23 protein-coding genes are annotated in these 23,326 nt (G+C 64.8%); 11 read left to right on the top strand and 12 right to left on the bottom strand.

Annotation, left to right across the window (positions count from 1 at the left end):
* Window positions 1-6 precede the first annotated feature (6 nt).
* The 3 genes from pgeF to D8Z78_RS09600 all read left to right on the top strand — a co-directional run bounded on the left by pgeF (window position 7) and on the right by D8Z78_RS09600 (window position 2,094).
* Complete coding sequence (pgeF, locus tag D8Z78_RS09605; RefSeq protein WP_121630624.1) at window positions 7-762, top strand: peptidoglycan editing factor PgeF; 756 nt, start codon at window positions 7-9, stop codon at window positions 760-762.
* Window positions 763-882: 120 nt separating this feature from the next.
* Window positions 883-1,032, top strand: a complete 150-nt coding sequence (locus D8Z78_RS24590; RefSeq protein ID WP_164932934.1) for a hypothetical protein — start codon at window positions 883-885, stop codon at window positions 1,030-1,032.
* Window positions 1,033-1,302: 270 nt separating this feature from the next.
* Window positions 1,303-2,094 carry a Hint domain-containing protein gene (locus D8Z78_RS09600; RefSeq protein ID WP_240672067.1) on the top strand — a complete coding sequence of 264 codons (792 nt, stop codon included), beginning with the start codon at window positions 1,303-1,305 and terminating at the stop codon, window positions 2,092-2,094.
* 40 nt (window positions 2,095-2,134) lie between these two features.
* On the opposite strand, the gene D8Z78_RS09595 is transcribed toward D8Z78_RS09600, so the two are convergent.
* A complete protein-coding gene (locus D8Z78_RS09595) occupies window positions 2,135-2,635 on the bottom strand; it encodes an Lrp/AsnC family transcriptional regulator (RefSeq protein WP_121630625.1) in 501 nt (166 codons plus the stop codon).
* Between the two features lie 191 nt (window positions 2,636-2,826).
* Here D8Z78_RS09595 and trxB point away from each other — a divergent pair, with 191 nt between their 5' ends.
* Window positions 2,827-3,816: a thioredoxin-disulfide reductase gene (gene trxB / locus D8Z78_RS09590; RefSeq protein ID WP_121630626.1), complete on the top strand. Its 990-nt coding sequence runs from the start codon at window positions 2,827-2,829 to the stop codon at window positions 3,814-3,816.
* Window positions 3,817-3,822: 6 nt separating this feature from the next.
* On the top strand, window positions 3,823-4,143 hold the full coding sequence (locus D8Z78_RS09585) for a ribonuclease E inhibitor RraB (RefSeq protein WP_121630627.1): 321 nt from the start codon (window positions 3,823-3,825) through the stop codon (window positions 4,141-4,143).
* Window positions 4,144-4,179: 36 nt separating this feature from the next.
* Here the strand turns inward: D8Z78_RS09585 and D8Z78_RS09580 are convergent, their stop codons facing one another.
* On the bottom strand, window positions 4,180-5,448 hold the full coding sequence (locus tag D8Z78_RS09580; RefSeq protein ID WP_121630628.1) for an MFS transporter: 1,269 nt from the start codon (window positions 5,446-5,448) through the stop codon (window positions 4,180-4,182).
* 348 nt (window positions 5,449-5,796) lie between these two features.
* On the opposite strand from D8Z78_RS09580, the gene D8Z78_RS09575 reads away from it, so the two are divergent.
* Window positions 5,797-7,875, top strand: coding sequence for a bifunctional sulfate adenylyltransferase/adenylylsulfate kinase (locus D8Z78_RS09575; RefSeq protein ID WP_121630629.1), 2,079 nt, complete (start codon window positions 5,797-5,799; stop codon window positions 7,873-7,875).
* A gap of 173 nt (window positions 7,876-8,048) precedes the next feature.
* Window positions 8,049-9,269 (top strand): hypothetical protein, encoded by a 1,221-nt coding sequence (locus D8Z78_RS09570; protein WP_121630630.1) that lies wholly within the window; start codon window positions 8,049-8,051, stop codon window positions 9,267-9,269.
* Between the two features lie 45 nt (window positions 9,270-9,314).
* Here D8Z78_RS09570 and D8Z78_RS09565 read toward each other — a convergent pair whose 3' ends face one another.
* From D8Z78_RS09565 to D8Z78_RS09555, 3 genes are all read right to left on the bottom strand, one after another.
* Window positions 9,315-9,803, bottom strand: a complete 489-nt coding sequence (locus D8Z78_RS09565; RefSeq protein ID WP_164932933.1) for a cytochrome b — start codon at window positions 9,801-9,803, stop codon at window positions 9,315-9,317.
* 174 nt (window positions 9,804-9,977) lie between these two features.
* Entirely contained in the window at window positions 9,978-10,208 is a 231-nt protein-coding gene (locus D8Z78_RS09560; RefSeq protein ID WP_121630632.1) for a DUF1150 family protein, read from the bottom strand.
* 5 nt (window positions 10,209-10,213) lie between these two features.
* On the bottom strand, window positions 10,214-10,624 hold the full coding sequence (locus D8Z78_RS09555) for an Hsp20 family protein (RefSeq protein WP_121630633.1): 411 nt from the start codon (window positions 10,622-10,624) through the stop codon (window positions 10,214-10,216).
* Between the two features lie 177 nt (window positions 10,625-10,801).
* Here D8Z78_RS09555 and D8Z78_RS09550 point away from each other — a divergent pair, with 177 nt between their 5' ends.
* Window positions 10,802-11,026, top strand: a complete 225-nt coding sequence (locus D8Z78_RS09550) for a YdcH family protein (RefSeq protein WP_121630634.1) — start codon at window positions 10,802-10,804, stop codon at window positions 11,024-11,026.
* Between the two features lie 6 nt (window positions 11,027-11,032).
* Here D8Z78_RS09550 and D8Z78_RS09545 read toward each other — a convergent pair whose 3' ends face one another.
* Complete coding sequence (locus D8Z78_RS09545; RefSeq protein WP_206169662.1) at window positions 11,033-12,403, bottom strand: DUF1963 domain-containing protein; 1,371 nt, start codon at window positions 12,401-12,403, stop codon at window positions 11,033-11,035.
* 146 nt (window positions 12,404-12,549) lie between these two features.
* Here D8Z78_RS09545 and purE point away from each other — a divergent pair, with 146 nt between their 5' ends.
* Complete coding sequence (gene purE / locus D8Z78_RS09540) at window positions 12,550-13,038, top strand: 5-(carboxyamino)imidazole ribonucleotide mutase (RefSeq protein WP_121630636.1); 489 nt, start codon at window positions 12,550-12,552, stop codon at window positions 13,036-13,038.
* 10 nt (window positions 13,039-13,048) lie between these two features.
* A complete protein-coding gene (locus D8Z78_RS09535; RefSeq protein WP_121630637.1) occupies window positions 13,049-14,119 on the top strand; it encodes a 5-(carboxyamino)imidazole ribonucleotide synthase in 1,071 nt (356 codons plus the stop codon).
* Between the two features lie 54 nt (window positions 14,120-14,173).
* Here the strand turns inward: D8Z78_RS09535 and D8Z78_RS09530 are convergent, their stop codons facing one another.
* The 5 genes from D8Z78_RS09530 to D8Z78_RS09510 form a co-directional block, all read right to left on the bottom strand.
* Complete coding sequence (locus D8Z78_RS09530; RefSeq protein ID WP_121630638.1) at window positions 14,174-15,313, bottom strand: alpha-D-ribose 1-methylphosphonate 5-triphosphate diphosphatase; 1,140 nt, start codon at window positions 15,311-15,313, stop codon at window positions 14,174-14,176.
* Window positions 15,310-16,056, bottom strand: a complete 747-nt coding sequence (locus D8Z78_RS09525) for an esterase/lipase family protein (RefSeq protein WP_121630639.1) — start codon at window positions 16,054-16,056, stop codon at window positions 15,310-15,312. Before D8Z78_RS09525 ends, D8Z78_RS09530 begins: the two co-directional genes overlap by 4 nt.
* Before the next feature lie 39 nt (window positions 16,057-16,095).
* Window positions 16,096-16,956: a DMT family transporter gene (locus D8Z78_RS09520; RefSeq protein WP_121630640.1), complete on the bottom strand. Its 861-nt coding sequence runs from the start codon at window positions 16,954-16,956 to the stop codon at window positions 16,096-16,098.
* A 67-nt stretch (window positions 16,957-17,023) separates the two neighbouring features.
* Complete coding sequence (gene smc, locus D8Z78_RS09515; RefSeq protein ID WP_121630673.1) at window positions 17,024-20,479, bottom strand: chromosome segregation protein SMC; 3,456 nt, start codon at window positions 20,477-20,479, stop codon at window positions 17,024-17,026.
* Between the two features lie 126 nt (window positions 20,480-20,605).
* The gene (locus D8Z78_RS09510) at window positions 20,606-20,995 is read right to left on the bottom strand and encodes a hypothetical protein (RefSeq protein WP_121630641.1); all 390 of its coding nucleotides are present in this window, start codon (window positions 20,993-20,995) and stop codon (window positions 20,606-20,608) included.
* A gap of 131 nt (window positions 20,996-21,126) precedes the next feature.
* On the opposite strand from D8Z78_RS09510, the gene D8Z78_RS09505 reads away from it, so the two are divergent.
* Window positions 21,127-22,338, top strand: coding sequence for a TsoY family (seleno)protein (locus D8Z78_RS09505; protein WP_121630642.1), 1,212 nt, complete (start codon window positions 21,127-21,129; stop codon window positions 22,336-22,338).
* A gap of 51 nt (window positions 22,339-22,389) precedes the next feature.
* Here D8Z78_RS09505 and D8Z78_RS09500 read toward each other — a convergent pair whose 3' ends face one another.
* Entirely contained in the window at window positions 22,390-23,199 is an 810-nt protein-coding gene (locus D8Z78_RS09500) for a division plane positioning ATPase MipZ (protein ID WP_121630674.1), read from the bottom strand.
* Window positions 23,200-23,326 lie beyond the last annotated feature (127 nt).

Genomic DNA, 23,326 nt, shown 5'->3' with positions numbered 1-23,326 from the left:
GCCCGCATGACACTGGAAATCATCACCTCGGACAGTCTTTCCGCCTTCCGCCACGGGTTCTTTACCCGGCGCGGCGGCGCGTCATCGGGCATCTTTTCCGGGCTGAATTGCGGGGCGGGGTCCTCGGACCAATCCGAGATCGTGCAGATCAACCGCGCCCGCGTGGCCAGCGCGATGGAGGTCGACTCCGCGCAACTGGTCGGCGTGCATCAGGTGCATTCGCCCGATGTCGTGACCGTCAGCGGCCCGCATGACGGCACCGCCCCCAAGGCCGATGCGCTGGTCACCGCCACGCCGGGAATCGCGCTGTCGGTGCTCACGGCGGATTGCCAGCCGGTGCTGTTCGGCGACCCGGAGGCTGGCGTGATCGGCGCAGCCCATGCGGGCTGGCGCGGGGCCGTCGATGGCGTGCTCGAAGCGACGGTCGAGGCGATGCTCGCCCTCGGCGCCAAACGCGACAGCATCCGGGCCGTGATCGGCCCGACCATCAGCCAGCGTGCCTACGAGGTCGGACCGGAGTTCTTCGACGACTTCATGGCCGACGATCCGGGCAATGCGCGGTTCTTTGGCAATGGCGACGGCGACCGGATGCTGTTCGACCTGCCCGCCTTCGGCCTCGCGCGCCTGCGCGCCGCCGGTGTCGAGGCGGAATGGACGCGGCACTGCACCTATTCGGACCCGGAGCGGTTCTATTCCTACCGTCGCGCGACGCATCTGAAAGAGGCCGATTACGGGCGGTTGATCGCCGCGATCCGTCTCTGACGGCGCGGAAACAATCAGGGGCGTGACGCAGCATTATCCCATTACCGTCACAAGCCTGCCCCAATTGACCGCCAATTTCATCTTCACGACAGGCAGCAAGCCCGAGCAGAGGATGACAACATGAAAACCCGGTTCATCAAGTCGATCAGCGACTCCGCCAAGGCCACCGAGATCCGCATGCCTTTCGAGCGGGGCGCGCCCCGCGCCGCGATGATCGCCCGCCGCAAGGCCGAGGCGCAGCCGCAAGCGCCGCTCAAGCGCGCGAGCTAAGCCGTCCCGGGCAGATTTCCCTGCCATCAACAATGCCGCCGAATCGGTGCCGACCGGCGCAAATGTGGCAAAGACGTCGCCCAACCGCAGACAATCCGCCCCATCCGGGCGGATTTTTCATGTCTGACCGGCGGAACTCCGCGGATTTTGACGCAAGCCGAGAACAAGGGCTTAACTGTGGGCAGCAGAAAGTTGCGACCAGTTCCAAAGTCCTTCTGTCGTTGTTGGTGGGGGCCAGCACGGATGTGACCTTCATTAGAGGGTACCCACATGACCAGTCTCCGCCCCGGCCTTCTTGCCGAAAATGCATTGACCCAGCCGATCCCGCCGCGCCGCGCGCCGGAAACCGGTGATGTCCCCGCCCGACGCCCCGGGTCGTTGATGCGCAAATACGAGGCCGCAGCGCTGCTGCCCGACCTGACCGTCAGCTTCAAGACCCATGTCGCCCCGGCCACCCCGATCTTCGAGGAAGCGGCCAGCGCCTTTGCCCGGGGCACGCTGATCCAGACCGTGAACGGCGCCGTCGCGATCGAGGACCTGATGCCCGGCGACTACGTCGTGACGGCCAACGGATCGCAACCCGTGACGTGGATCGGCTCGACCAGCTATGTGCCGGGACGCTCGAGCGAACAGACCTCGCTTGCGGGGCTGACACGGATCACCGCCGATGCGTTCGGTTTCGGCAAGCCGTCCATGGATGTGCTCGTCGGACCGGCCGCGCGCCTTGTCGTGCGCCACGAAAAGCTCCGACGCCTGCTGGGACAGGAAGCGGTGCTGGCTCCGGTCCATGACTACGAGGACGGCGACCGCTTTCTGCCGGTGACACCGGGCGGCACGGTGCAACTGTACCACTTGATGGTGCAGCGTCACACGCTGATCGAGGTCGGCGGCATCGAGATGGAAACCTACCATCCCGGCAAGACCGTGGGGCAGGCCTTGGGTCAGAACATGCGGGCGCTGTTCCTGTCGATGTTCCCGAACGTGACCAGCCTCGATGATTTCGGGCAGGTCAGCCTTACGCGCACCCAGCGCGAAGTGATCGACTCGCTTCTGGATACGTAATGATCGCAGTAGGATGGGTTCAAACCCATCCTACCCAAGGTCACGCAGACCGGCTCAGGCGTTCCTCGAGGATGTCGAAGGGCACGCCGGGTTCGTCCTTGGCCCCGCGGATCACCAGCGACGTCTTGACGCTGGCCACGTTCGGCGCGGTCAGCAGGTCGCCGGTCAGGAAGGACTGGAAGGTCGACAAGTCCGGCGCCACGCATTTGAGGATGAAATCCACCTCGCCGTTCAGCATGTGACACTCCCGGACCAGCGACCACGCGCGGCAGCGCGCCTCGAAGGCCGACAGGTCTGCCTCGGCCTGACTTTGCAGGCCGACCATCACGAAGACCTGCACCTCGAAGCCCAATGCCCGCGAATCCACGTCGGCGTGATACCCCCGGATAAAGCCCTGCTCCTCCAGCACGCGGACCCGGCGCAGGCAGGGCGGAGCAGAGATTCCGACCCGCTTGGCCAGTTCGACATTGGTCATACGCCCGTCCGCCTGCAGTTCGGCCAGGATCTTGCGGTCGATCTCGTCCAGCCGGTGTTGCGCCATCGGGCTTCTCCTCTGCCTTGTTTTGCCGATTGTTATACCATTGCGCGACGCACGCGCAATAATCTTTCGCAATTGCGCAATAATCTTAACGCTCCTGCGATGCAAGGACGTGCATCGCGGTGCCGATTGCACCTACCCCTCCGGTTCCTATATCCAAGGGGAAACCAAGATACACATTCAGGAGCCGGAACATGTCCGACACGCGCCACACCAAGGTCCTCATCATCGGCTCTGGTCCGGCCGGCTACACCGCCGGCGTCTATGCCAGCCGCGCCATGCTGGAGCCGATCCTCGTGCAGGGGATCGAACCCGGCGGCCAGCTGACCACCACCACCGAGGTCGAGAACTGGCCCGGCCACACTGAAATCCAAGGCCCCGACCTGATGGTCAACATGGAGGCCCATGCCCGCGCCATGGGCACCGAGATCATCGGCGACATCATCAACAAGCTCGACCTCGACACGCGCCCCTTCGTCGCCCACGGCGACAGTGGCACGACCTACACCGCCGACGCGGTGATCCTTGCCACAGGTGCGCGGGCGAAATGGCTGGGCCTTCCGTCCGAGGAGGCGTTCAAGGGCTTTGGCGTCAGCGCCTGCGCCACCTGCGACGGCTTCTTCTATCGCGGCAAAGAGATTGTCGTGATCGGCGGTGGCAATACCGCGGTCGAAGAGGCGCTGTTCCTGACCAACTTCGCGTCCAAGGTGACGCTGATCCACCGCCGTGACGAGCTGCGCGCCGAAAAGATCCTTCAGGATCGGCTGCTGAAGCACGACAAGATCGAGACGCTCTGGTTCCACCAGCTTGAGGAAGTCATCGGCGACGACATGCCCAAGGGCGTGACCGGCGTGAAGGTCAAGAACGTCAAGACCGGCGAGATCAGCCAGATCGACTGCGCCGGTGTCTTCGTCGCCATCGGCCACGCGCCTGCCAACGAGTTGGTCAAGGACGTGCTGGAAACCCATATGGGCGGCTATGTCGTGACCAAGCCCGACAGCACCGAAACCTCGATCCCCGGCGTCTTTGCTGCGGGCGACCTGACCGATCACAAGTACCGTCAGGCCGTTACCTCCGCCGGGATGGGCTGCATGGCCGCCTTGGAAGCGGAACGCTGGCTGGCCGAGCAGGACGCCGCAGGCGAACCCGCGACCGATGTCGCCAACGAACCCGAAAGCGCGTGACGCATCATGTCCCATGACTTTGCCGCGCAGCGGGCCGAAACGCAGGCCGTCTACACCGATCTTCAGGATCAGCACGGCCTGCCGGACGAGGCCGATGTGGATTACTTCCTTGTCCCGGACACGGCGGACAGCGACTGGCGTCCGCTGGCCGATGCGCTGTCGCGCGAGGGCTATGACTGCCAGTGGGACGAGAAAGAGGGCTACCTGACCGCCACCCTGCCCGATCAGATCGTCTCGGCCGATGGCATCTGGATCGGGGAAGAGGTCGCCACGCGCCTCGCGCTGGAGCACGGCTTTCACCCCGATGGCTGGGGCCTGATGGGCTGAGGCAAAGACACCACGACACCGATTTGAATGTAGGGGCTACTCGGCCTCTGCATTTTCAGCGGCCCAGCTCGTCGCGTCTTCCACCGCGACGATCGAGGCCGAGGGCACGAGATTGACATAGGCGTCCGTCTCGGACACCGGCGTCGCCTCGGACTGGGACATCCGGTACAGCCCGTAAAGCGTGATCGCCAAAAAGGTCACGCCGATCACCGCCCAGAACGCGAACGGGCCGACCCTATCCATGGCAAACCCCACGGCAAGCGGCCCGATGATTGCGCCAAGCCCGAAGGTAAAGACCAGACCGCCGGAAATCGCGGGCATGTCCTCGGCCGGCACATTGTCATTGGTATAGGCCAGCAGAAGCGCATAAAGCGGTGTCGTCATGCCCCCGGCGAGGAACGCCGCCGCCATGATCGGGATCAGCGGATCGACCAGCAGCCAGCTGGGCGGGTCTTGCGCCATCATCCCCAGCCCGCAGGACAGCGCGCCAAGAAACGCCGTGCCGCAGATAATCTTGCGTCGATCGATCCGGTCGGACAGCCAGCCGATCGGCAGTTGCATGAAAATCGCGCCGCCGAACAGCATCGCCACGAACAGGGCGATCTGATTGGCGCTCAGGCCGATTTCGCTACCGAAGACCGCCCCCATCCCTGATTGGCTGGCATAAACGCTGCCCAGCAGGAAAATCCCGACCGTGCCCAGCGGAGAGGCATCGAACAGGTCCTTGAGCCCACCGGGCTTGGCAACTGTCACGGCGGGCGCGGGCTGGATCGACAGCAGGATCGGCGCGAAAGAGATCGACACCAGAATCGAGGCCCCGATAAACAACGCCGCATTGGCCGCGTCCCCCAGCGTCAGCAAGCCTTGCGCCCCGATGATGCCAAGCGTCTGCGCAATCATGTAGGCCGACAGCATCTTGCCGCGATTTTCATTGGTGGTGGCGTTGTTCAGCCAGCTTTCCGCGACGACATAGACCCCGGACATGCAAAAGCCGATGATGATGCGCAGGATCGTCCATGTCCACGGCTCTGCCCAAAGCGTGAAGGCGATCAGGGCGGCAGAGATAAAGCTGCCCAGCGCCGCAAAGACACGCACATGCCCCACCCGCTGGATCAGGACGGGGGTGAAACGCGCACCGGACAGGAAGCCCAGAAAATACCCGGAGGTCACGATAGACAGTTCGGCAGAGGAGAACCCCTCGATCCCGCCCCGCAGACCCATCAGGGTGAAATGCATCCCGTTGCCAAGCATGATCAGCACAATACCCAGCAGGAGCGCCCAGACAGAGGACAGCATGTTTATCATATCAGCGTTCCTATGGCGGTGAGGGCAACATCACTGGAAGCCTAGAGATCGCGATGCCGCCAACGCAATGCCGCGAGGCCCCAGACGCCCCGTTTGGCGGCATTCCGCGAACCTCCGGTGAAGAACTGGGCGCTACGCAGCACGACAGACACGCTCGTTCGAACGCGCCGCGGGCTGGCCAACACAGAATAGAACCGAATTTCGGCCAAGGCTGGGGGGTCTTGCGTTGCACAGGCAACACGCATCAGCGCAATCCCGCGCAAATTCGCGACAGGCCGGGAAAACATCTTTTCTCTGCCGACGAACGGTGACATGCGTTCAACCGTGAACACATATTGAGTCCTTTCCATGCCGACCCGCCCCGCCAAGATTGCCACGCCAGAGGACGACCAGCTTTTTCCGCTGTTGCGTCAGCTGGAAAAGGCACCCGAGGCCAGCCAGCGCAGCATTGCCGAGGCGTTGGGCGTGTCCTTGGGGCGGTTGAACGCGCAATTGCGCACGGCTGTCGAGGCCGGGCTCATCACTGTCACCCACCGCGAAGGTCCCGACCGCCGCCAGCGTTTTGCCTATGCGCTGACACAGGCCGGGATCGAAACCAAGGACCGTCTGGTCAAGTCGTTCCTCGCCCGGAAATTCGCCGAATACGCCGCCCTGCATACAGAGCTGACCGGCTCTGTGGGCGATCTCATGCCTTTGAAATACAGGAGCACCCTGATGCAATCCAACCTCGCCCCCATCCCGGAGCTGTACGTTTCGTATGACAGCGCCCAGAAGCTGAAGGTCGAAGCCGCCGAGCTGACCTCGCACGATCTGACCCCGCGCCAGATCTGCGATCTGGAACTGCTGATGAACGGGGGCTTCAACCCGCTCAAGGGCTTCCTGTCGGAAGAGGATTACAACTCGGTCGTCGACACGATGCGTCTGGCCGATGGCACCCTGTGGCCGATGCCGATCACACTGGACGTGTCCGAGAAGTTCGCCGACACCGTCGAAATCGGTCAGGACATCGCCCTGCGCGACCAAGAGGGCGTGATCCTCGCCACCATGACCGTCACCGACAAGTGGGAACCGAACAAGTCGCACGAGGCGGAAAAGGTCTTTGGCGCCGATGACAGTGCCCACCCGGCGGTCAACTACCTGCACAATCAAGCGGGCAAGATCTATCTGGGTGGTCCGGTCACCGGCATCCAGCAGCCCGTGCATTATGACTTCCGCGGTCGCCGCGACACCCCGAACGAACTGCGCGCCTATTTCCGCAAGCTGGGCTGGCGCAAGGTCGTGGCCTTCCAGACCCGCAACCCGCTGCACCGCGCGCATCAGGAACTGACCTTCCGCGCCGCCAAGGAAGCACAGGCCAACCTGCTGATCCACCCTGTCGTCGGCATGACGAAGCCCGGCGATGTCGATCACTTCACCCGCGTGCGCTGCTACGAGGCGGTTCTGGACAAGTACCCCCAGTCGACCACCACCATGTCGCTGCTGAACCTTGCCATGCGCATGGCCGGCCCGCGCGAGGCGGTCTGGCACGGCCTGATCCGCGCCAACCACGGCTGCACCCACTTCATCGTCGGTCGCGACCACGCCGGCCCCGGCAAGAACTCGGCTGGTGAGGATTTCTACGGCCCCTACGACGCGCAGGACCTGTACCGCGAATACCAGTCCGAAATCGGCGCCGAAATGGTCGACTTCAAGCACATGGTCTACGTGCAGGAACGCGCCCAGTACGAGGCGATGGACGAGATCGAAGACAAGGACAAGATCACCATCCTGAACATCTCGGGCACCGAACTGCGCCGCCGCCTGCAAGAGGGTCTGGAAATCCCCGAGTGGTTCTCCTTCCCCGAGGTGGTCAAGGAACTGCGTCGCACCAAACCGCCGCGGTCCAAGCAGGGCTTTACCGTGTTCTTCACCGGCTTCTCCGGTTCCGGCAAGTCCACCATCGCCAACGCGCTGATGGTCAAGCTGATGGAAATGGGTGGCCGTCCGGTGACGCTGCTCGATGGCGATATCGTGCGCAAGAACCTGTCCTCGGAACTGGGCTTCTCGAAAGAGCACCGCGATCTGAACATCCGCCGCATCGGCTATGTCGCAAGCGAGATCACCAAGAACGGCGGCATCGCCATCTGTGCCCCGATTGCGCCCTATGCCGCCACCCGCCGCGCCGTGCGCGAGGATGTCGAGCAGTTCGGTGCCTTCGTCGAAGTCCACGTGGCCACCAGCCTCGAGGAATGCGAGCGCCGCGACCGCAAGGGCCTGTACAAGCTGGCCCGTGAAGGCAAGATCAAGGAATTCACCGGGATTTCCGACCCCTATGACGTGCCGCAGAACCCGGAACTGTCGGTCGAGACCGAGAATGTCGAGGTCGACAACTGCGCGCATCAGGTGATCCTGAAGCTGGAAAGCATGGGTCTGATCGCCGGGTCCTGATCCGCGAGACATGAACCGAAAGGCCGGGCCACTTGCCCGGCCTTTTGCATTTTGCGGCCCAGTCGTCTGTGGTCGTGATGACACGCGGGCGCAGCGATGTCCCGAGGCAGGCTTCCCAGGCGACCTTGCGGAGGTTAACCACAGGTAAACCATTTTCGGAACAGTCTGCTGCCATGTCTTTCCGCGCCCTGATCACCGCCACTGCCCTGTTCGCCGCGTCACATGCGCAGGCGCAAGCCGCATTGACCTGCGCCACCGTGGGCGGGGCTGGTCCGTTCACCGCGCCGACCGGCGTGGCCGTGGATCTGGCGGCGGGAGAGACGCTGTCGATCTCGACCCCCAATCCCGCCACCCTCGCGATCTCGATCGAATTCGGCGGACAAGGCGGCACCGATGACAGCCTGTGCAACCCGGCCTTTCCCGGCAGTGCCGCCTGCGACGGGTTCAGCCACACCGCGACACAGACGGGCATGTATCTGGTGGACGCGTTCAACCAGCCGGGCGACAGCTTTACCCTGTCCTGCGGGGCCGGTGGTGCCACCCCCGGCGGCGCGAGTGCGGGCGTGACCGGGGCGCAGACCTCTGCCGCATTGGTGGCGGCGCAGACGGCGACCGGCGCCATCGGTGGTGCCGTCGCCTCGGCCAGTGCCGGAACGCAAGCCGCCGTCACCCGCGACGGGCTGTTCCTGTCGACCAGCGGCGCCAGCACGGCATTGCAAGCTTGGCTGTCGCTTCAGGCGCGCAGCTATGATGGCACGGTTGACGGGCAGTCGCACGAATTCACGCTGGGGGCGGATTTCGAGGTTGGGGCGCAGACGCGGCTGGGCCTGCTGCTGTCCTCCGGCAAGGCCGATCTGGACGTGGGCGGCCTTGCCGTCGACGTCGATGCCCTGTCCTTTGGCCCGTATTTCAAGACGCGTTTCGGTCAGCATTACGAACTCACCGGCTTCTACGTCTTTGCCCGCCCCGAATACGATATCGCAGGAACCAGCTATCGCGCAGACCGTCAGGCGGGCGGCCTGAACCTGACGGCCTCCTATTCGTGGGGCGCGACCGAGATCGACAGCTTCCTTGGCCTGTCCGGCTTCGCCGAGGATCACCCGGCTGCCGGTGCGCTCGCGGCACGGACCGTTTCGGGCCTGACCGGCTCGATCGGCACGCGTGCCACCTTTGCGCGGGGCGCCGCTTTGCGCCCCTATGTATCGCTCGGTGCAGATTTCTCGCAATTCGACGACGGGCTGGGGGCAACCGACACGCACGGGTCGCCGCGCCTCGGGACCGGCTTCACCTGGAACAGCGAAGGCGGCACGTTCAGCATGGACCTCAATGGTGGGCAAATCATCGAGGATACCCGTGACGTCGAATTGCGGATGAAATACAACCTGAACTTCTGACCCCGCTCGTGCGGCCCGCTGGCCGCACACAGGCGTCATACCGGCTCATCGGGACATCGGGCGCATCCGGTCGATCACGCCGTCCTTCAGCACGAACTGGTGAAACAGTGCCGCCGCCGCATGGCCGATGACCAGAGCCAAGGTCAGGTTGACGACGATTTCATGCGCCTCGCCAGCGGCTGCGATACCGACACCCCAAGCAAGGATGCCCGTGGCCGGGATCAGGATCAGGCCGGCATACAGCGCCCGGTGCCCCCAATGTGCGGCAAGGTCGAGCAGCCTGTGGCCGCCCTCAGGCGACGCAGGGGCGCCCAACCGCCAGCGAACCAACAGGCGCAACAGGCTCAGAACCAGAACGGCGATGCCGACCGGAGGATGCAGGGTGGCAACGAGGCCATCGGGCGTGCCCCCGGCCAGCTTGCTGCGCAGGGCTTCGCCCATCCCGTCCGAAACGACGTAGTTCAAGGCAAAGAGCACAGCGACAAGCCAGTGAAGACCGATTTGAAGCAGTGAATAACGGGAGGCAGTGGTCATGGGCGCAGTCCTTTCAGAGGTATCCATTCACCTCATACGCTGCACCGACGTCGCTCCGTCGACCAAAAACCGGCGCGACGCGCGACCCTGTAGAAAAAAGCCGGACCCTGTCCGCATGACAGAGCCCGGCCGAATGTTGGTCAACTCAGAGCTAAGCCCCGGCTTCGCTCTGGATCAATGCACCGTGACGGGGGCCAGATCGTTCTGCCGCGCCAGCGCAAAGGCCAAGCGACGGTCCTTGACGAAAGCCAGCCGCTCGCCGTCCTCGGCGCGGTGTACGGCATAGACAGCATCGCGCCCGCCCATCTGGCTGCGCACATCCTCGGGCAGGTCCGTTGCCTGCACCCGCTTCACGTAAACCACGCGGCCCGTGTCGAATTTCGAAAGATCGTATTTCACATCCATGACGCTCACCCCTTTCTGATTTTGATCGTCTGCACCACGGTTTCCGGTCGGCTCATGGTCAGATCGACATGCAGCAGGCCGTTTTCCATGCAGGCCTCGCCCACCTCAACGCCGTCCGCCAAGACAAAGCTGCGCTGGAACTGGCGCGCGGCAATGCCCCGATGCAGGAAAATCCGTTCCGCCCCGTCATCGCGCTGGCGCCCGCGGATCACCAGTTGCCGGTCCTCAACCGTGATCGACAGGTCCCCTTCGGAGAAACCAGCCACCGCGAGCGTGATCCTGTACGCCCCTTCGGAGCGCTGTTCGATATTGAAGGGCGGGTAACCTTCGCTGGACTTTGCGGTGCGCTCCAGAAGGCGCTCCAGCTGTTCGAAGCCCAGCATATGGGGATAGGACCCCAGGGTCAGTTTCGTCATCGACACGTCCTCAACTTCAAGCGACCGTCCATGCAGGGCCCCACTTTGGGCGACCCTACCGTTCAAATATGGGAAACACGAAAGGTCCGCGCAAGGGGCTATGCGCAAGCCACCAGAATCGCTATATTTCAGGTCTGCCCCGTCGGGGGCTTTCGCATGTCTGAAGGGGATCAGAGCATGAACGCGCCCAGCGATATCTCGATGAAAACCGATGAAGTCCTGCGAGTCGAGCTGGAGGTCTTCCGGCGCGAACACCGCGACCTTGACGATTCGATCCGCGCCTTGCAGGCCACCGGCACCGCCGACCAGATCACGCTGCAACGGCTGAAAAAGAAAAAGCTGCTGCTGAAGGACCGGATCGCCCTGATCGAGGATCGTCTGACCCCCGATATCATCGCGTAACCGCGCTCAGGACATCTCTGCCGTCAGCTCCACCGCGTCAAAACGCCCGGCGGACAGGGCATCCTGCGTGATCCAAATCTGCCAAAGCCCGCCCGAAGACGCCGGTGCCAGATGCGACCCAAAGGCATCGCCGATCTGAAGCAACAGCACGTCGCCTTTTTCAGCGCGGTCCCATGCCTCGTTTTGCAGGCAGTAGCCCATGCCGAACATCTGCAATGGAATCATCCCCGCACCGGCCAGCCGGAACCCGACATCCGCCGCCTTGGGCGCCGTCGTCCCCTCGATCACCGCCTCATCCCAGCTCGGCGGGGCGTAGCGATCCGGATCGAGAATGAACCAAAGGCGATGCACGATTTCGGACAAGACAGGTGCGGGAATATCCGGAAAATCCTCGGATGTGACTTGGTGATCGGCCCCCTCGGGATTGGCCATATGCGCGATCAAGTCCAGCCAAGCCGTCAGTTCATCTTTCGACGGGCGACCGCGCGCAAAGGCCGAAATCCCCATCCAGCCGATCAACGCAAGATCAAGCGGTTCGCCAACCTTCGGTCGCATCCATTTCATCCGCATCCACTGCTTGTAGAGCGGCTGGCTCTTGTCTTCGCGAAGGTAATGCCAAGCGCTTGCCTGAAACGCATCGATCTGCGCTTCCCACTGGTATTCGAACGCATCAGGGTCAAGACCGCTGGCCTCTTCCAGCGTCTGCCAAATCCCCTTTGTGACCGCCGTGAACATTGTATTGGTCAGGTCATTGATCCGCTGCCAGTCCAGATCCGCTTCGGTCAGACCATACAGGCTGCGCAGGCTGTCCGGCAGCGCCGCCTCGACCCAATCGCGCGACTCTGGCGCAACCGGCTGGCGCAGAATCGAGGCCAGCGGCATCGGGTTGTCGATCTCGGGCAGGTCGACGTGATGGATAGGCGCAAGCGTGGGCTCGCTCAGATATCCTTTGATCTGGGCGTATTGCGGCCGCAGGCAGGTGCCGCCGTCGAGCACCGCGCCCGGCATGACGACATCGTCGGCGATCTCCGGCAGGTCGTCCGGCAAGGCGCGCTCCGGCAGGTCGCGCACGTCCTCCGGGACATGGATCAGCACGGGGGGTTCGCCCTCCCACAGGGCACAGTCCGCCAGCGGCAAGAAAATGAACAGCCAGCCCGTGCGCGGCATATCGGGCAAGGACCGCCCCTCGACCCCGTCCGGCAGGGCCGACAGATCGATCTGCGCGTAGAAATGCAGCGGTGCGTCGTCACCAGGCCAGTCGATGCGCTGTGGCAGGTTCGGCCGCCCGCCGATGCGGATCGGTTCCTGTCCCGTGGCCTCGGCATCGGTCAACGGCATCCAGATCAGCGCCGGGGAAAGTAGGCTTGCGTCCAGCATTGCCGTATCTCCTGTTTCTCGCTGACGTGATAGCGCATCAGGGGCGGCAAAAATTTGACGCGCCATGGTTAATTTCAAGACGCGCGCAATTGCCCCCGAGGGCGCAATCACTATAGTTGCGCGCTCATCACGACGAGGGATTAGCGATGACAAAGGTCGGCATCATCATGGGCAGCCAGTCGGACTGGCCAACGATGAAAGAGGCGGCAGACGTGCTGGACGAGCTGGGCATCGCCTATGAGTGCAAGATCGTCTCAGCCCACCGCACCCCCGACCGGCTGTGGGACTATGGCAAGAGTGCCGTGGATCGCGGGTTGCATGTGATCATCGCAGGCGCGGGTGGCGCTGCCCACCTGCCCGGCATGATGGCGTCCAAGACCCGTGTGCCGGTCATTGGCATCCCGGTGCAGACGCGCGCCCTGAACGGCGTCGATTCGCTCTATTCCATCCTGCAAATGCCGCGCGGGTTCCCGGTGGCGACCATGGCCATCGGCGCGGCGGGCGCCAAGAATGGCGGGTTGATGGCGGCGCAGATCCTGTCGTTGCATGACCCGGATCTGGCGCAGCGTCTCGACCAGTGGCGCGCTGACCTGTCGGCCTCGATTGCCGACGAACCCGACCGCGACGCGATCTGAGAGGCAGACCATGACCACGCCCCTTCCCACCGGTTCCACCATCGGCATTCTCGGCGGCGGCCAGCTTGGCCGGATGCTGTCGGTCGCCGCCTCGCGCCTTGGGTTCAAGTCCCACATCTATGAACCGGGTGCCAACCCGCCCGCCGGGCAGGTCGCCGACCGCGTGACCACCGCCGCCTACGAGGATGCCGAGGCGCTGACTGCCTTTGCGCAGTCCGTCGACGTGGTGACCTACGAGTTCGAGAACATCCCGACCTCGGCGCTGGACATCCTGGAGGCGCTCAAACCGCTTTACCCCAACCGCGAGGCGTTGCGGATTTCGCAGGACCGCCTGACGGAGAAGACTTGGCTGACTGATCTGGGCCTCCAGACGGCGCCGTTCGCCGATGTCACGGATGCGCAGACCATGGCGCAGGCCGTTGCGCAGATCGGCACGCCCTCGATCCTGAAGACCCGCCGCTTTGGCTATGACGGCAAGGGGCAGGTCCGCCTCAAGTCACCCGACGAGGCCGAGGCCGCATGGGCCGACATGAACGATGCACCATCGGTCCTTGAGGGCTTCGTGAATTTCAGCCTCGAAATCAGCGTGATTGCCGCGCGGTCGCAGGATGGGCAGGTCTCGGCCTTTGACCCGGGTGAAAACGTCCATGAGGACGGCATCCTGCGGACCACGACGGTACCCGCCAAGCTGCCCGCGCGGTTCCAGACCGATGCGGTGCTGGCCGCTGGCAAGATCTTGAACGCTCTGGAATATGTCGGTGTGATGGGGGTCGAATTCTTCGTCACGCCCACCGGGCTGATCGTTAATGAAATCGCCCCGCGCGTCCACAATTCCGGGCACTGGACGCAGAATGGCTGCGCCATCGACCAGTTCGAACAGCATATCCGCGCGGTTGCGGGCTGGCCCTTGGGCGACGGCACGCGCCATGCGGATGTGGTGATGGAGAACCTGATCGGCGACGACATGGACCGGGTGCCCGCCCTGGCCGCCGAGGGCAACGTGGCCCTGCATCTCTACGGCAAGGCCGAGACCAAGCCCGGTCGCAAGATGGGCCACGCCAATCGGATCACCAAGGGATGAGACTGGCGCGCAAGGCCCTTCGAAGGGCCTTGCAAGCGCGTTCGAACGCGCGTGTCACCGCATGAAACGACCGGCGACCTGACCGGTCATATGCGCCACCTGACCACCCGCGATCACCGCCACGATTTGCCGGGTCTCGCGCGCCGTCACCAACAGATCGGCGCGCAACCCCGGTTCGATCCGCCCGCGATCCGTCAGCCCCAAGAGGCGCGCAGGCCCGTCCGAGACAAGCCGCCACGCGGCGGCTTCGTCCAGCAACCTAAGCTCGACACAGCGCCACGCCGCCCGCGCGGGCGACGGGTAGTGGTAGTCCGACGCGAGCGCGTCACAGCAGCCCGCTGCGATCAATTCAGCCGCCGCGACATTGCCCGCGTGGCTGGCACCGCGCACCACGTTGGGCGCGCCCAGCACCACGGGCTCACAGGCGGCGCGCGCCGCCTGCGCCGCCTCCAATGTCTCGGGGAATTCCGACACGCGCACCCCCCGCGCCCGCCAGACCGCGCGCGCCTCCGGCGTCCGGTCATCATGGCTGCCCATGATGACGCCCTGCGCGGCCAACCGCGCGCAGAGCGCGTCCAGCGCCTCTGGCACCTCGGCCCCGGCCTCGTGCAATGCGGTCATCAACGCCAGATGCGCCTCGGGCGAGCGACCCGATTTCAGCGCCTGCCCGGTCAGCCGCTGCGGCTTGCGCCCCTGCGACAGCCGTTCGTGCGGCAGGTGATCGTTGAAGACCACGTAGCCGATCCCGTAGCGCGCAATGGCCTCTTCGGCCCGTGCGAAACTGTCGAGGAAATGCGTCTCCAACCGCAATTGCAGCCGCAGATCCACCGGCACCGACGGGGCCACCAGCGACGCGCTCTCGAACACTTCCTCGGCGAAATCCGGGCCGCGCATGCCGCCTTCCCAACTCCAGAACTGGGCCAGCATCGCCGTGGTGATCCCGCAGGACGCCAGCTCCTGCGCCACCGCCCACATGCCCGCGTCACGCTCGCGCAAGGCGCCGCGACGCGGCGCCATATGCCGCTCGAACCCATCGCCATGGGCATCGACGATGCCCGGCAACAGGTCATAGCCGGACAGGTCGACCTCGCGCGCAGGCCCGTCGCCCAACCGTCCGTCCGCCACGGTCACCGCCGTCTCGGCCCAGCCTTCGGGCGTCATCACCCGCGCGCCCACCAATCGCCGCTCGATCATTCACAGCCCTCCAACAGGCAGCTCGCATCCATGCCGTCCAGCATGGTCCGCCACGATACCGAGCGATCAAAGCGTTCCTGTTCCACGAACAGGATCGCCTGCGCGATCACCTGCGGCGATTGCATCATGAAGGTATGCGTCACCGGCAAGACGATATGCCCGCTCATCCCCACGACCCGCGTCGAGGCGACCGAGACCTTGCCATCGTCCACCCCCGGTATGATCTGGCTGAACACCGGGTTCAGCGATTGCGATCCGGCAATCACGCCCAAGGTGAAGTCGACCACCGGCAGTTGCTTGGGCAAGTCCTCCGGCCCGGTCCCCAGCTGTCCGCCTGCGGGGCCATTGACCCACTGGAACAGCTCCCATCCGCCCAGCTCATCCACCAGCTCGCTGCCTTGATTGGGCGGTCCCAACATCACGACACGGCCCAACCGCGCCGGGCGGTGATCCGCCAGCCAGAAGCGCAACAGGATGCCGCCCATGGAATGGGTCACGAAATGCACGGTCCGGTCCCCACAGGCCGCGACCGAGGCGGGCAGGACTTCGTCCGCCAGCACCTGCACCCGCGCCTCCGTGGACGGATAGCTTGCCAGAACCGCGCGATGCCCCCGCGCCTCGAAAGCCGCCGCCATCAGCGCCATGCTGGCCTCGGTCCGCGCCAGCCCGTGTAACAGGATCACGCAATCGCCCGCCCTCACGGGCGCCGCCATCAGACAAAACAGGATCAAAAGGACACGCATGGCCGACCCAATACCCCCAAGTCGCGCCCTGCGAAAGGCTCAGCGCAGCTTCGGCCCCATCACCGACAGCGCCACGCCGCCAAGGATCACCACTGCCGCCAACGCGAACTTGGCCGTCAGGGCCTCGCCCAGAAACAGCGCGCCCCCCAGTGCGGCAATGGGCGGCACCGTCAGTTGCGCCACCGCCGCGACCGAGGCCCCCAGGCCAGGCAGCACCTTGTACCACAGCGCATAGCCCAGCCCCGAGGTCACCGCGCCGGACACCACCGCAAGCCAGACACCGCGCCCGCCCTGCATCACCTCGCCCACGCTCATGACCGACCCGGCCAACAACAGCCAGACGCCGGGAATGACTATGGCCGCCAGCAGGAAATTCGCCGCGGTATCCGCCAACGGATCGGCGCTGCCCCGCCCGGCCAGCGAATAGAGACCCCAGCCCAGCCCAGCCACGCACATCATCGCCACGCTGCGGAGGTTGTCGGAAATGTCGGACCACGGCCAGACCAGATAGACCAGCCCCGCCAAGGCCACCACGGCGCCCGCCACCCGCAGCACCGGTAGGGGTTCGCGCATCAGCACCGCCCCGGCAAACATCGTCACCTGCACCATGCCGAACAGCAATAGCGCGCCCAGCCCGGACTCCATGCCCAGATAGGCATCCGTGAAGCCGATGATATAGGCGGCCAGCCCGATCACGCTGACCCCGCGCCGCGCCGTGAAAAACGCCACGCGCCGCCCCGTGGCCAGACACAGGATCAACAAGACCAGCGCCCCGGCGCCAACCCGGATCATCCCGAACGCCGCGACATCCAGTCCCGCTCCGCCGACACCGGCGCGCGTCAGCACCGAATTCGCCGCAAAGGCCACCATCACCAGCGCCGTCAGCAGGACCAACCGCATTTCGCCCCCATGCTTCTCTTCTTCGAAAATACCCTGGGGGAGCCCGAAGGGCGGGGGCAAAGCCCCCTCACGCGACCAGCTTCTCGGCGCGTTTGAGGTCGACCGACACCAGCTGCGACACGCCCTGCTCCTGCATGGTCACGCCGAACAGCCGGTCCATCCGCGCCATCGTCACCGCGTGGTGGGTGATGATCAGGAACCGCGTCTCGGTGCGGCGGGTCATCTCGTCCAGCATGTCGCAGAAGCGGGTCACGTTGGCATCGTCCAGCGGCGCGTCCACCTCGTCGAGCACGCAGATCGGCGAGGGGTTGGCAAGGAACACCGCAAAGATCAGCGCCAGCGCCGTCAGGGTCTGTTCGCCCCCGGACAGCAGCGACAGGGTCGACAGTTTCTTGCCCGGCGGCTGGCACATGATCTCAAGGCCAGCCTCCAGCGGATCGTCAGATTCGACCATGACAAGGCTCGCCTCGCCACCGCCAAACAGGTGCGTGAACAACATGGTGAAGTTGGAATTCACCTGCTCGAACGCCGTCAACAGCCGTTCTCGCCCTTCACGGTTGAGCGACGCAATCCCGCCGCGCAGCGTCTTGATCGCCTCTTCGAGGTCTTCCTTTTCCGAGACCAGCGTGTCGTGCTCTTCCTGAACCTCCTTCGCGTCCTCTTCGGCGCGCAGGTTGACGGCGCCAAGCGCATCGCGCTGGCGTTTCAGGCGGCTGACATCCTGTTCGACCTGATCGGCGGGGGGCATGTCGGCTTCGGACATCTCCAACCGGGTCAGCAATTCCTCCGGCGCGCATTCCAGTTCTTCGCCGATGCGGTCGGCGGCAGCCTGCACCGTCTGCCGCGCGGCATCGGCGCGCGCCTGCGCCCCGGCGCGCAATTCCCGCGCCTCGCCAGCGACGCGCTCAGCGTCCCGCTCGGCGGTGATCGCGTCGCGCAGCACGGTTTCCGCGCGGGCCAGTGCCTCGGCGGCGGCATCCTTGCGGTCCTGCGCCACCTCGATCGCCTCGGTCAGTTCCTCGCGCTTGGCGGCCAGTTCCTCGGGGACCTGCGCGGCCTCTTCCAGTTCCTCTTCGGTCGCGTCCTTGCGCTCGGCCAGTTCGGCGGCGCGGCGCTCGGCGGTTTCCAGACGGTGACGCCAGCCCGACAAGTCCTTGGTCACCTGCTGGCTGCGACCCTTGCGCGCCTCGCCTTCGCGGCGCAGCTCGTCATGGGCCGAGCGTTTGGCCATCATCGTCATGCGCGCCGCCTCGACCGTCATCTTGACGTCCTCGGCCATGGCGCGGGCCTCGTCCAGATCGTCCAGCCCGGCCAAGGCGCGCTCGGCTTCCAGCAGTTGCGCGCGGGCGGTTGCGGCCTCTTCCTCGAACCGGCGGACGGACAGCTTGGCCGCCTCCAACTTGCCCTCGGCGATGTCGCGGTCGTTGACCGCGCGGTTGTGGGCGCGGGTGGCCTGCGTCAGGGCCTGATCCGCCTCGCGCCGCGCCTCGCGCGCCTGCTTGTCAGCGCGGGTCAGGTCGGCCAGCCGCGCCACCAGTGCGTCATGGGCAGCGCGGGTGCCGTCCAGATGGGCGGTTGCGGCGGCCATTTCCTGTTTCAGCGCTTCGAGCCGGTTAAGTTGCTCCAGCCGCAAAGCCGCCGCCGACGGTTGATCCTCGGCCCAGGCGCGGTAGCCATCCCAGCGCCATAGGTCGCCATCAAGCGACACCAACCGCTGGCCGGGCTTCAACAGCGGTTGCAAGCGCGCACCGTCCTCGGCGTCACACAGCCCGATCTGCGACATGCGCCGTTCCAGCACCTCGGGGACCGAAACGTGCTGGGTCAGCGCGGTCACCCCCTCGGGCAGCGCCTGCGTCGCGTCATATCCGGGCAGGACAAGCCAGCCGGTCGGGCCGTCGCCCTCGACCTCGGGCGCGCGCAGATCGTCGGCCAGCGCGGCACCCAGCGCCTTTTCAAAGCCCTGCTCCACCTGCAACCGGTCAAGGATCTGCCCGCCCTCGGCGGCATCGCGATCCAGCAGCCGCGCCAAGGCCGTCACTTCGGCGCGCAGGGCGTTCATCTCGCCCTCGGCCTCGGAGCGCTCACCGCGCGCCTCGGCCTCGCGCGCCTGCGTTTCCGCCCGCGCGGTTTCGGCGTCGGACAAGACACGCTCGGCGCGTTCGACCATCATCTGGGCGGCATCCTGATCGGTCTGGGCCTTCAGCGCGGCCTCCTTGGCCGCCTCCAAGGCCGCATCCGCCGCATGAACGGAATCATGCGCCTTCTCGGCCTCGGTCGCGTTGCGATCCGCCTGCCGTTGGCAATCGGCCACGTAGCGCTGTGCCGATTGGTGCCGCGCTGCCAAACGCGCCACGTCCTCGGTGTGCTGGGACAGTTCGGCCTCGCGTTCCTGCAAGATCGCGGCGGCCTCGCGGGCGCTTTCAGCCGCCTCTTCCAGCTTGTCGCCATGTCCTTCGGAGGCCTTCGCCAACTCGCGCGCCTCCCATTCGAGGCGCTGGATGGTCTCGCCCGCGTCGCGGTTCAAGCCCGCCTCGCGCTCCATATCCTGACCCAGTTGTTCGATGCGGCGGGCCAGCGTGGCGATGCGATCCTGCGCCTGCCGTTCCTGATCGGACAGCGTGTCGCGCTGCACGGTCAGCCGCTGAAGCACCGCCGCCGCAATCGCGTCCTCCTCGCGCAAGGGGGGCAAGTCCGCCTCGCGGGCCTCACGCGCGGTGGTCGTCGCGCGCGCTGCGGCCTCGGCACGCGCCGCGCCGGTCATCAACTCGCGCAGGCCAGTTTCAGCCGCCATGCGCGCCTCATCCGCCTCTTTCCAGCGGCGGAACAGCAACATGCCCTCGGACTTGCGCAACTCCTCGGCAATGGCCCGATAGCGCGCCGCCTGCCGTGCCTGCCGCGCCAGTTGCCCCAACTGCCCGGCCAGCTGTTCGATCACATCATCGACGCGCAGCAAGTTGGCTTCGGTGCTTTTCAGCTTCAACTCGGCCTCGTGGCGGCGCTGGTACAGGCCTCCGATCCCGGCGGCATCCTCCAGCACCTTGCGGCGGTTCTTGGGCTTGGAGTTGATCAATTCCATGATCTGCCCCTGCCGCACCAGCGCGGGCGAGGTCGCGCCCGTCGCCGCATCGGCAAACAGCATCTGGATGTCGCGGGCGCGCGTGTCCTTGGAGTTCACCTTGTAGGCGCTGCCCACGTCGCGGGTGATCCGGCGGGTGATTTCCAGCTGGTCGCTGTCGTTGAACCCGGCAGGCGCGAGCCGGTCGGAGTTGTCGATGGTCAGCGCCACCTCGGCAAAGTTGCGCGCAGGCCGCGTCGCCGCGCCGGCAAAGATCACATCCTCCATCCCGCCGCCGCGCATCGCCTTGGCGCGGGTTTCGCCCATCACCCAGCGCAGCGCTTCGAGCAGGTTGGACTTGCCGCAGCCATTCGGCCCGACCACGCCGGTCAACCCCGGCGCGATCACCAGATCGGTCGGGTCGACGAAGCTTTTGAAGCCGGTCAGTCTGATTTTGCTGAAGCGCAAGGTCGGGCCTTCCAAGTCCGGGAATGGCCCTCAAATTGGCCTTTTCAACGGTCCCGAGTCAACCGCACCGGACTGCATATCGGCCCGTGCCAAAACTTCTCCACAAGATAATGTGGGGTGACGCAACTACCCCTTGCTGCATTCCAACGTTCCACCGCGTGTCGTCACGTCGTAGAGGTCACAGAAGAAGACCTTGCTCTTGCGCGGTTTTGGAGGCGCCTTGCCGCCATCGCAACTTAGCCCGATCCACATCATCGACGGGTCCCCCACGACCCAAGCCGCCTTGCAGCCGGTTTCGATCTGCGCGGCGATGCCCGCCTTGCGCGCGATGGGCTGGAAACGCGGCAGCATCTCGGGATTGGTGCGAATCGCCTCGATCACGTTGCCTTGACGACGCAGGGTGAAACGGCTGCCGTCATAGTCACGGACCACCTTGTCAGCCCCGCGAAACCCCGGGCCCGCCGCATCGCAGGCAGCAAGGGCAAACAGCAACAGCAGAAGGGTCAGGATACGCATCCCGGATGCTTGGACGATTCCGGTTACCAAGTCGTTAACCCCCGAATGCCGAAGCAAGCGGAAACCTATTTACATTCCAATTTCCATATGTATATTACATTCCAATACTGGCATATTTAAGGGAGGCCATCATGGCTACCGCTCAAACCCGCCCGGCGGACGCATACGCGCCGATTTACTTCCTCGCCTCACTGGGGGCTGGCGGCCTTGCCGTCACCTTCTTCATGTTCCTGATGTTCTGGGTGCCGCATCCCAACGCGCCCGTCCCGGTCTTCGAGGATATCTTGGCCGCGTGGGCCAAGGGCCATGTCCCGCAGCAGATCGCCATCGCAATCGCCATGATCGGCATCGCCGTCTTTGCGTTTCTCAACATCAAGGCGCTGGTCTGGAACCTGACCGCCTTCAACGCCTACAAGTCGACCCCGGCCTACACGGCCCTGAAATCGTCGAACGCCGAATCCACCCTCCTCGCCATGCCGCTGGCGCTCGCGATGACCGTGAACGCGCTGTTCATCGTTGGCCTCGTCTTCGTGCCGCAGCTTTGGAGCATCGTCGAATATCTGTTCCCGATGGCGATGGTCGCCTTCGGCCTGATCGCGGTGCTGGCGCTGCGGATGATCGGGGCGTTTCTGGGCCGCGTGTTGTCCAAGGGCGGGATCTTTGATGTCACTGCGCACAATTCCTTTGCGCAGCTGACCCCCGCCTTTGCCGTCGCGATGATCGCCGTCGGCTTTGCCGCCCCCGCCGCCATGAGCACCAACCCGACGACGGTCGCCGCCTCGCTGGTCCTGTCGACCGTGCTGGCGGTGATCTCGGTCCTCTATACGATCTTTGCCGCCACCACCGCCGTCAGCTCGATGCTGCACTATGGCACCGCCCGCGAGGCTGGCCCGACGCTAATGATCATCGTCCCGTTCGTCACCGTCCTGTCGATCCTGCTTATGCGTCAGGACCACGGCTTGCACACCACGTTCGACGCCCATGCCAATGCCGGTGAGACGCTGGTCTTCCTGACGCGGATGATCTCGATCCAGATCACCTTCCTTGGCTTGGGTCTGGTGGTGCTGCGGGCGCAGGGGTACTTCAAGGACTTCGTCTTTGGCACCAAGACCTCGGCCGGGTCCTATGCGCTGGTCTGCCCCTTCGTCGCCTTCAACGTGCTTGGCTTCTTCTTCATCAACAAGGGGTTGGTGGCCGCGCAGGTGATCGAGAAGTTCGGCACCGCCTACTGGGCCTTCACCGCCGTCGCGCTGGCCTCGCAGGCCGTCGCCATCTTCCTCGTGTTCCGCCTGAACAAACAGCATTTCTCGCGGAGCGAGGCGGTTGCAGTCCCGGCTGAATAAGCCCCAAGCAAAACAGAAAAGGCCGGGTTTCGCGACCCGGCCTTTTTGCGTTCAGAAGCGGATTTCGACGCCGGGCAGTTTCAGCGCCTTCATCAGGTCGCGCAATTCCTGCCGCGCCGCGACGTTCGAGATGTTCAGCTGCTTGACGCCGATATCCTTGAGGTCGAGCAAGGTCAGACCGCGCGGAAACAGCTCGCGAAAGATGACCCGCTCGGAAAACCCGGGGGCGACGCGGAACCCGATGCGCTTCGACAGACGCTCCACCGCCTTTTCCATCTTGGCCTTGTTGACCATCTGCTGGGCGCCCAGACGGTTTCGCAGCACGACCCAATCGATGGGCGACAAGCCAGCCTGCGCCCGCAATTGACGCGCCGACCAGACCATCTCGGAATAGACCGAGGGGCCAAGGATCTTGTCCCCCTCGGCATCGACGCGGGCCAGCAGGTCGAAATCGACAAAGGAATCGTTGAGCGGGGTGACCAGCGTATCGGCGAGCGAATGCGCGACCTGTGCGAGGCGCGTATGCGATCCGGGGCAATCGATCACGATGAAATCGCTGGTCTGCTCCAGCTCGGCCACGGCCTTGGACAGGCGGTGGTCATAGGCGTTTTCGCCGGGGGCAAGCGTTGCGGCATCGGCTTCGGGCAGGTCCATGTAGACCGGCGAGGGCAGGTCGAGCCCGGATTTGCCGAGGAATGCCGTGCGGTTGTCGAGATATCGCCCGAGGCTTTTCTGACGCAAGTCGAGGTCGAGGCAGCCCGTGCGATGCCCGAGGCGCGCCAATGCGGTGGCCACATGCATCGATACGGTGGACTTGCCAGCCCCGCCCTTTTCGTTACCCACGACAATGATATGCGCCACGGTCTTGCCCCTTTGATGATCCCACATGTTCTGCTGTGGTTGATTGGCATCAACAGTATCTGGTGTGCCCCGTCAATAATATAAGACGACCAGAAGTAGGATGGGTTTAAACCCATCCTGCAAAAGA

The sequence above is a fragment of the Tropicibacter alexandrii genome, assembly GCF_003667315.2.
Taxonomy (GTDB): Bacteria; Pseudomonadota; Alphaproteobacteria; order Rhodobacterales; family Rhodobacteraceae; genus Tropicibacter; species Tropicibacter alexandrii.
Note: the sequence above shows the minus strand (reverse complement) of the source record. Positions and strands in the feature narration are given on the sequence as shown.

What these genes read in the sequence shown, in the direction of transcription:
- pgeF (WP_121630624.1), top strand. Translation starts at nt 7, where the DNA reads ATGACACTGGAAATCATCACCTCGGACAGTCTTTCCGCCTTCCGCCAC.
- D8Z78_RS24590 (WP_164932934.1), top strand. Translation starts at nt 883, where the DNA reads ATGAAAACCCGGTTCATCAAGTCGATCAGCGACTCCGCCAAGGCCACC.
- D8Z78_RS09600 (WP_240672067.1), top strand. Translation starts at nt 1,303, where the DNA reads ATGACCAGTCTCCGCCCCGGCCTTCTTGCCGAAAATGCATTGACCCAG.
- D8Z78_RS09595 (WP_121630625.1), bottom strand. Translation starts at nt 2,635, where the DNA reads ATGGCGCAACACCGGCTGGACGAGATCGACCGCAAGATCCTGGCCGAA.
- trxB (WP_121630626.1), top strand. Translation starts at nt 2,827, where the DNA reads ATGTCCGACACGCGCCACACCAAGGTCCTCATCATCGGCTCTGGTCCG.
- D8Z78_RS09585 (WP_121630627.1), top strand. Translation starts at nt 3,823, where the DNA reads ATGTCCCATGACTTTGCCGCGCAGCGGGCCGAAACGCAGGCCGTCTAC.
- D8Z78_RS09580 (WP_121630628.1), bottom strand. Translation starts at nt 5,448, where the DNA reads ATGATAAACATGCTGTCCTCTGTCTGGGCGCTCCTGCTGGGTATTGTG.
- D8Z78_RS09575 (WP_121630629.1), top strand. Translation starts at nt 5,797, where the DNA reads ATGCCGACCCGCCCCGCCAAGATTGCCACGCCAGAGGACGACCAGCTT.
- D8Z78_RS09570 (WP_121630630.1), top strand. Translation starts at nt 8,049, where the DNA reads ATGTCTTTCCGCGCCCTGATCACCGCCACTGCCCTGTTCGCCGCGTCA.
- D8Z78_RS09565 (WP_164932933.1), bottom strand. Translation starts at nt 9,803, where the DNA reads ATGACCACTGCCTCCCGTTATTCACTGCTTCAAATCGGTCTTCACTGG.
- D8Z78_RS09560 (WP_121630632.1), bottom strand. Translation starts at nt 10,208, where the DNA reads ATGGATGTGAAATACGATCTTTCGAAATTCGACACGGGCCGCGTGGTT.
- D8Z78_RS09555 (WP_121630633.1), bottom strand. Translation starts at nt 10,624, where the DNA reads ATGACGAAACTGACCCTGGGGTCCTATCCCCATATGCTGGGCTTCGAA.
- D8Z78_RS09550 (WP_121630634.1), top strand. Translation starts at nt 10,802, where the DNA reads ATGAACGCGCCCAGCGATATCTCGATGAAAACCGATGAAGTCCTGCGA.
- D8Z78_RS09545 (WP_206169662.1), bottom strand. Translation starts at nt 12,403, where the DNA reads ATGCTGGACGCAAGCCTACTTTCCCCGGCGCTGATCTGGATGCCGTTG.
- purE (WP_121630636.1), top strand. Translation starts at nt 12,550, where the DNA reads ATGACAAAGGTCGGCATCATCATGGGCAGCCAGTCGGACTGGCCAACG.
- D8Z78_RS09535 (WP_121630637.1), top strand. Translation starts at nt 13,049, where the DNA reads ATGACCACGCCCCTTCCCACCGGTTCCACCATCGGCATTCTCGGCGGC.
- D8Z78_RS09530 (WP_121630638.1), bottom strand. Translation starts at nt 15,313, where the DNA reads ATGATCGAGCGGCGATTGGTGGGCGCGCGGGTGATGACGCCCGAAGGC.
- D8Z78_RS09525 (WP_121630639.1), bottom strand. Translation starts at nt 16,056, where the DNA reads ATGCGTGTCCTTTTGATCCTGTTTTGTCTGATGGCGGCGCCCGTGAGG.
- D8Z78_RS09520 (WP_121630640.1), bottom strand. Translation starts at nt 16,956, where the DNA reads ATGCGGTTGGTCCTGCTGACGGCGCTGGTGATGGTGGCCTTTGCGGCG.
- D8Z78_RS09510 (WP_121630641.1), bottom strand. Translation starts at nt 20,995, where the DNA reads ATGCGTATCCTGACCCTTCTGCTGTTGCTGTTTGCCCTTGCTGCCTGC.
- D8Z78_RS09505 (WP_121630642.1), top strand. Translation starts at nt 21,127, where the DNA reads ATGGCTACCGCTCAAACCCGCCCGGCGGACGCATACGCGCCGATTTAC.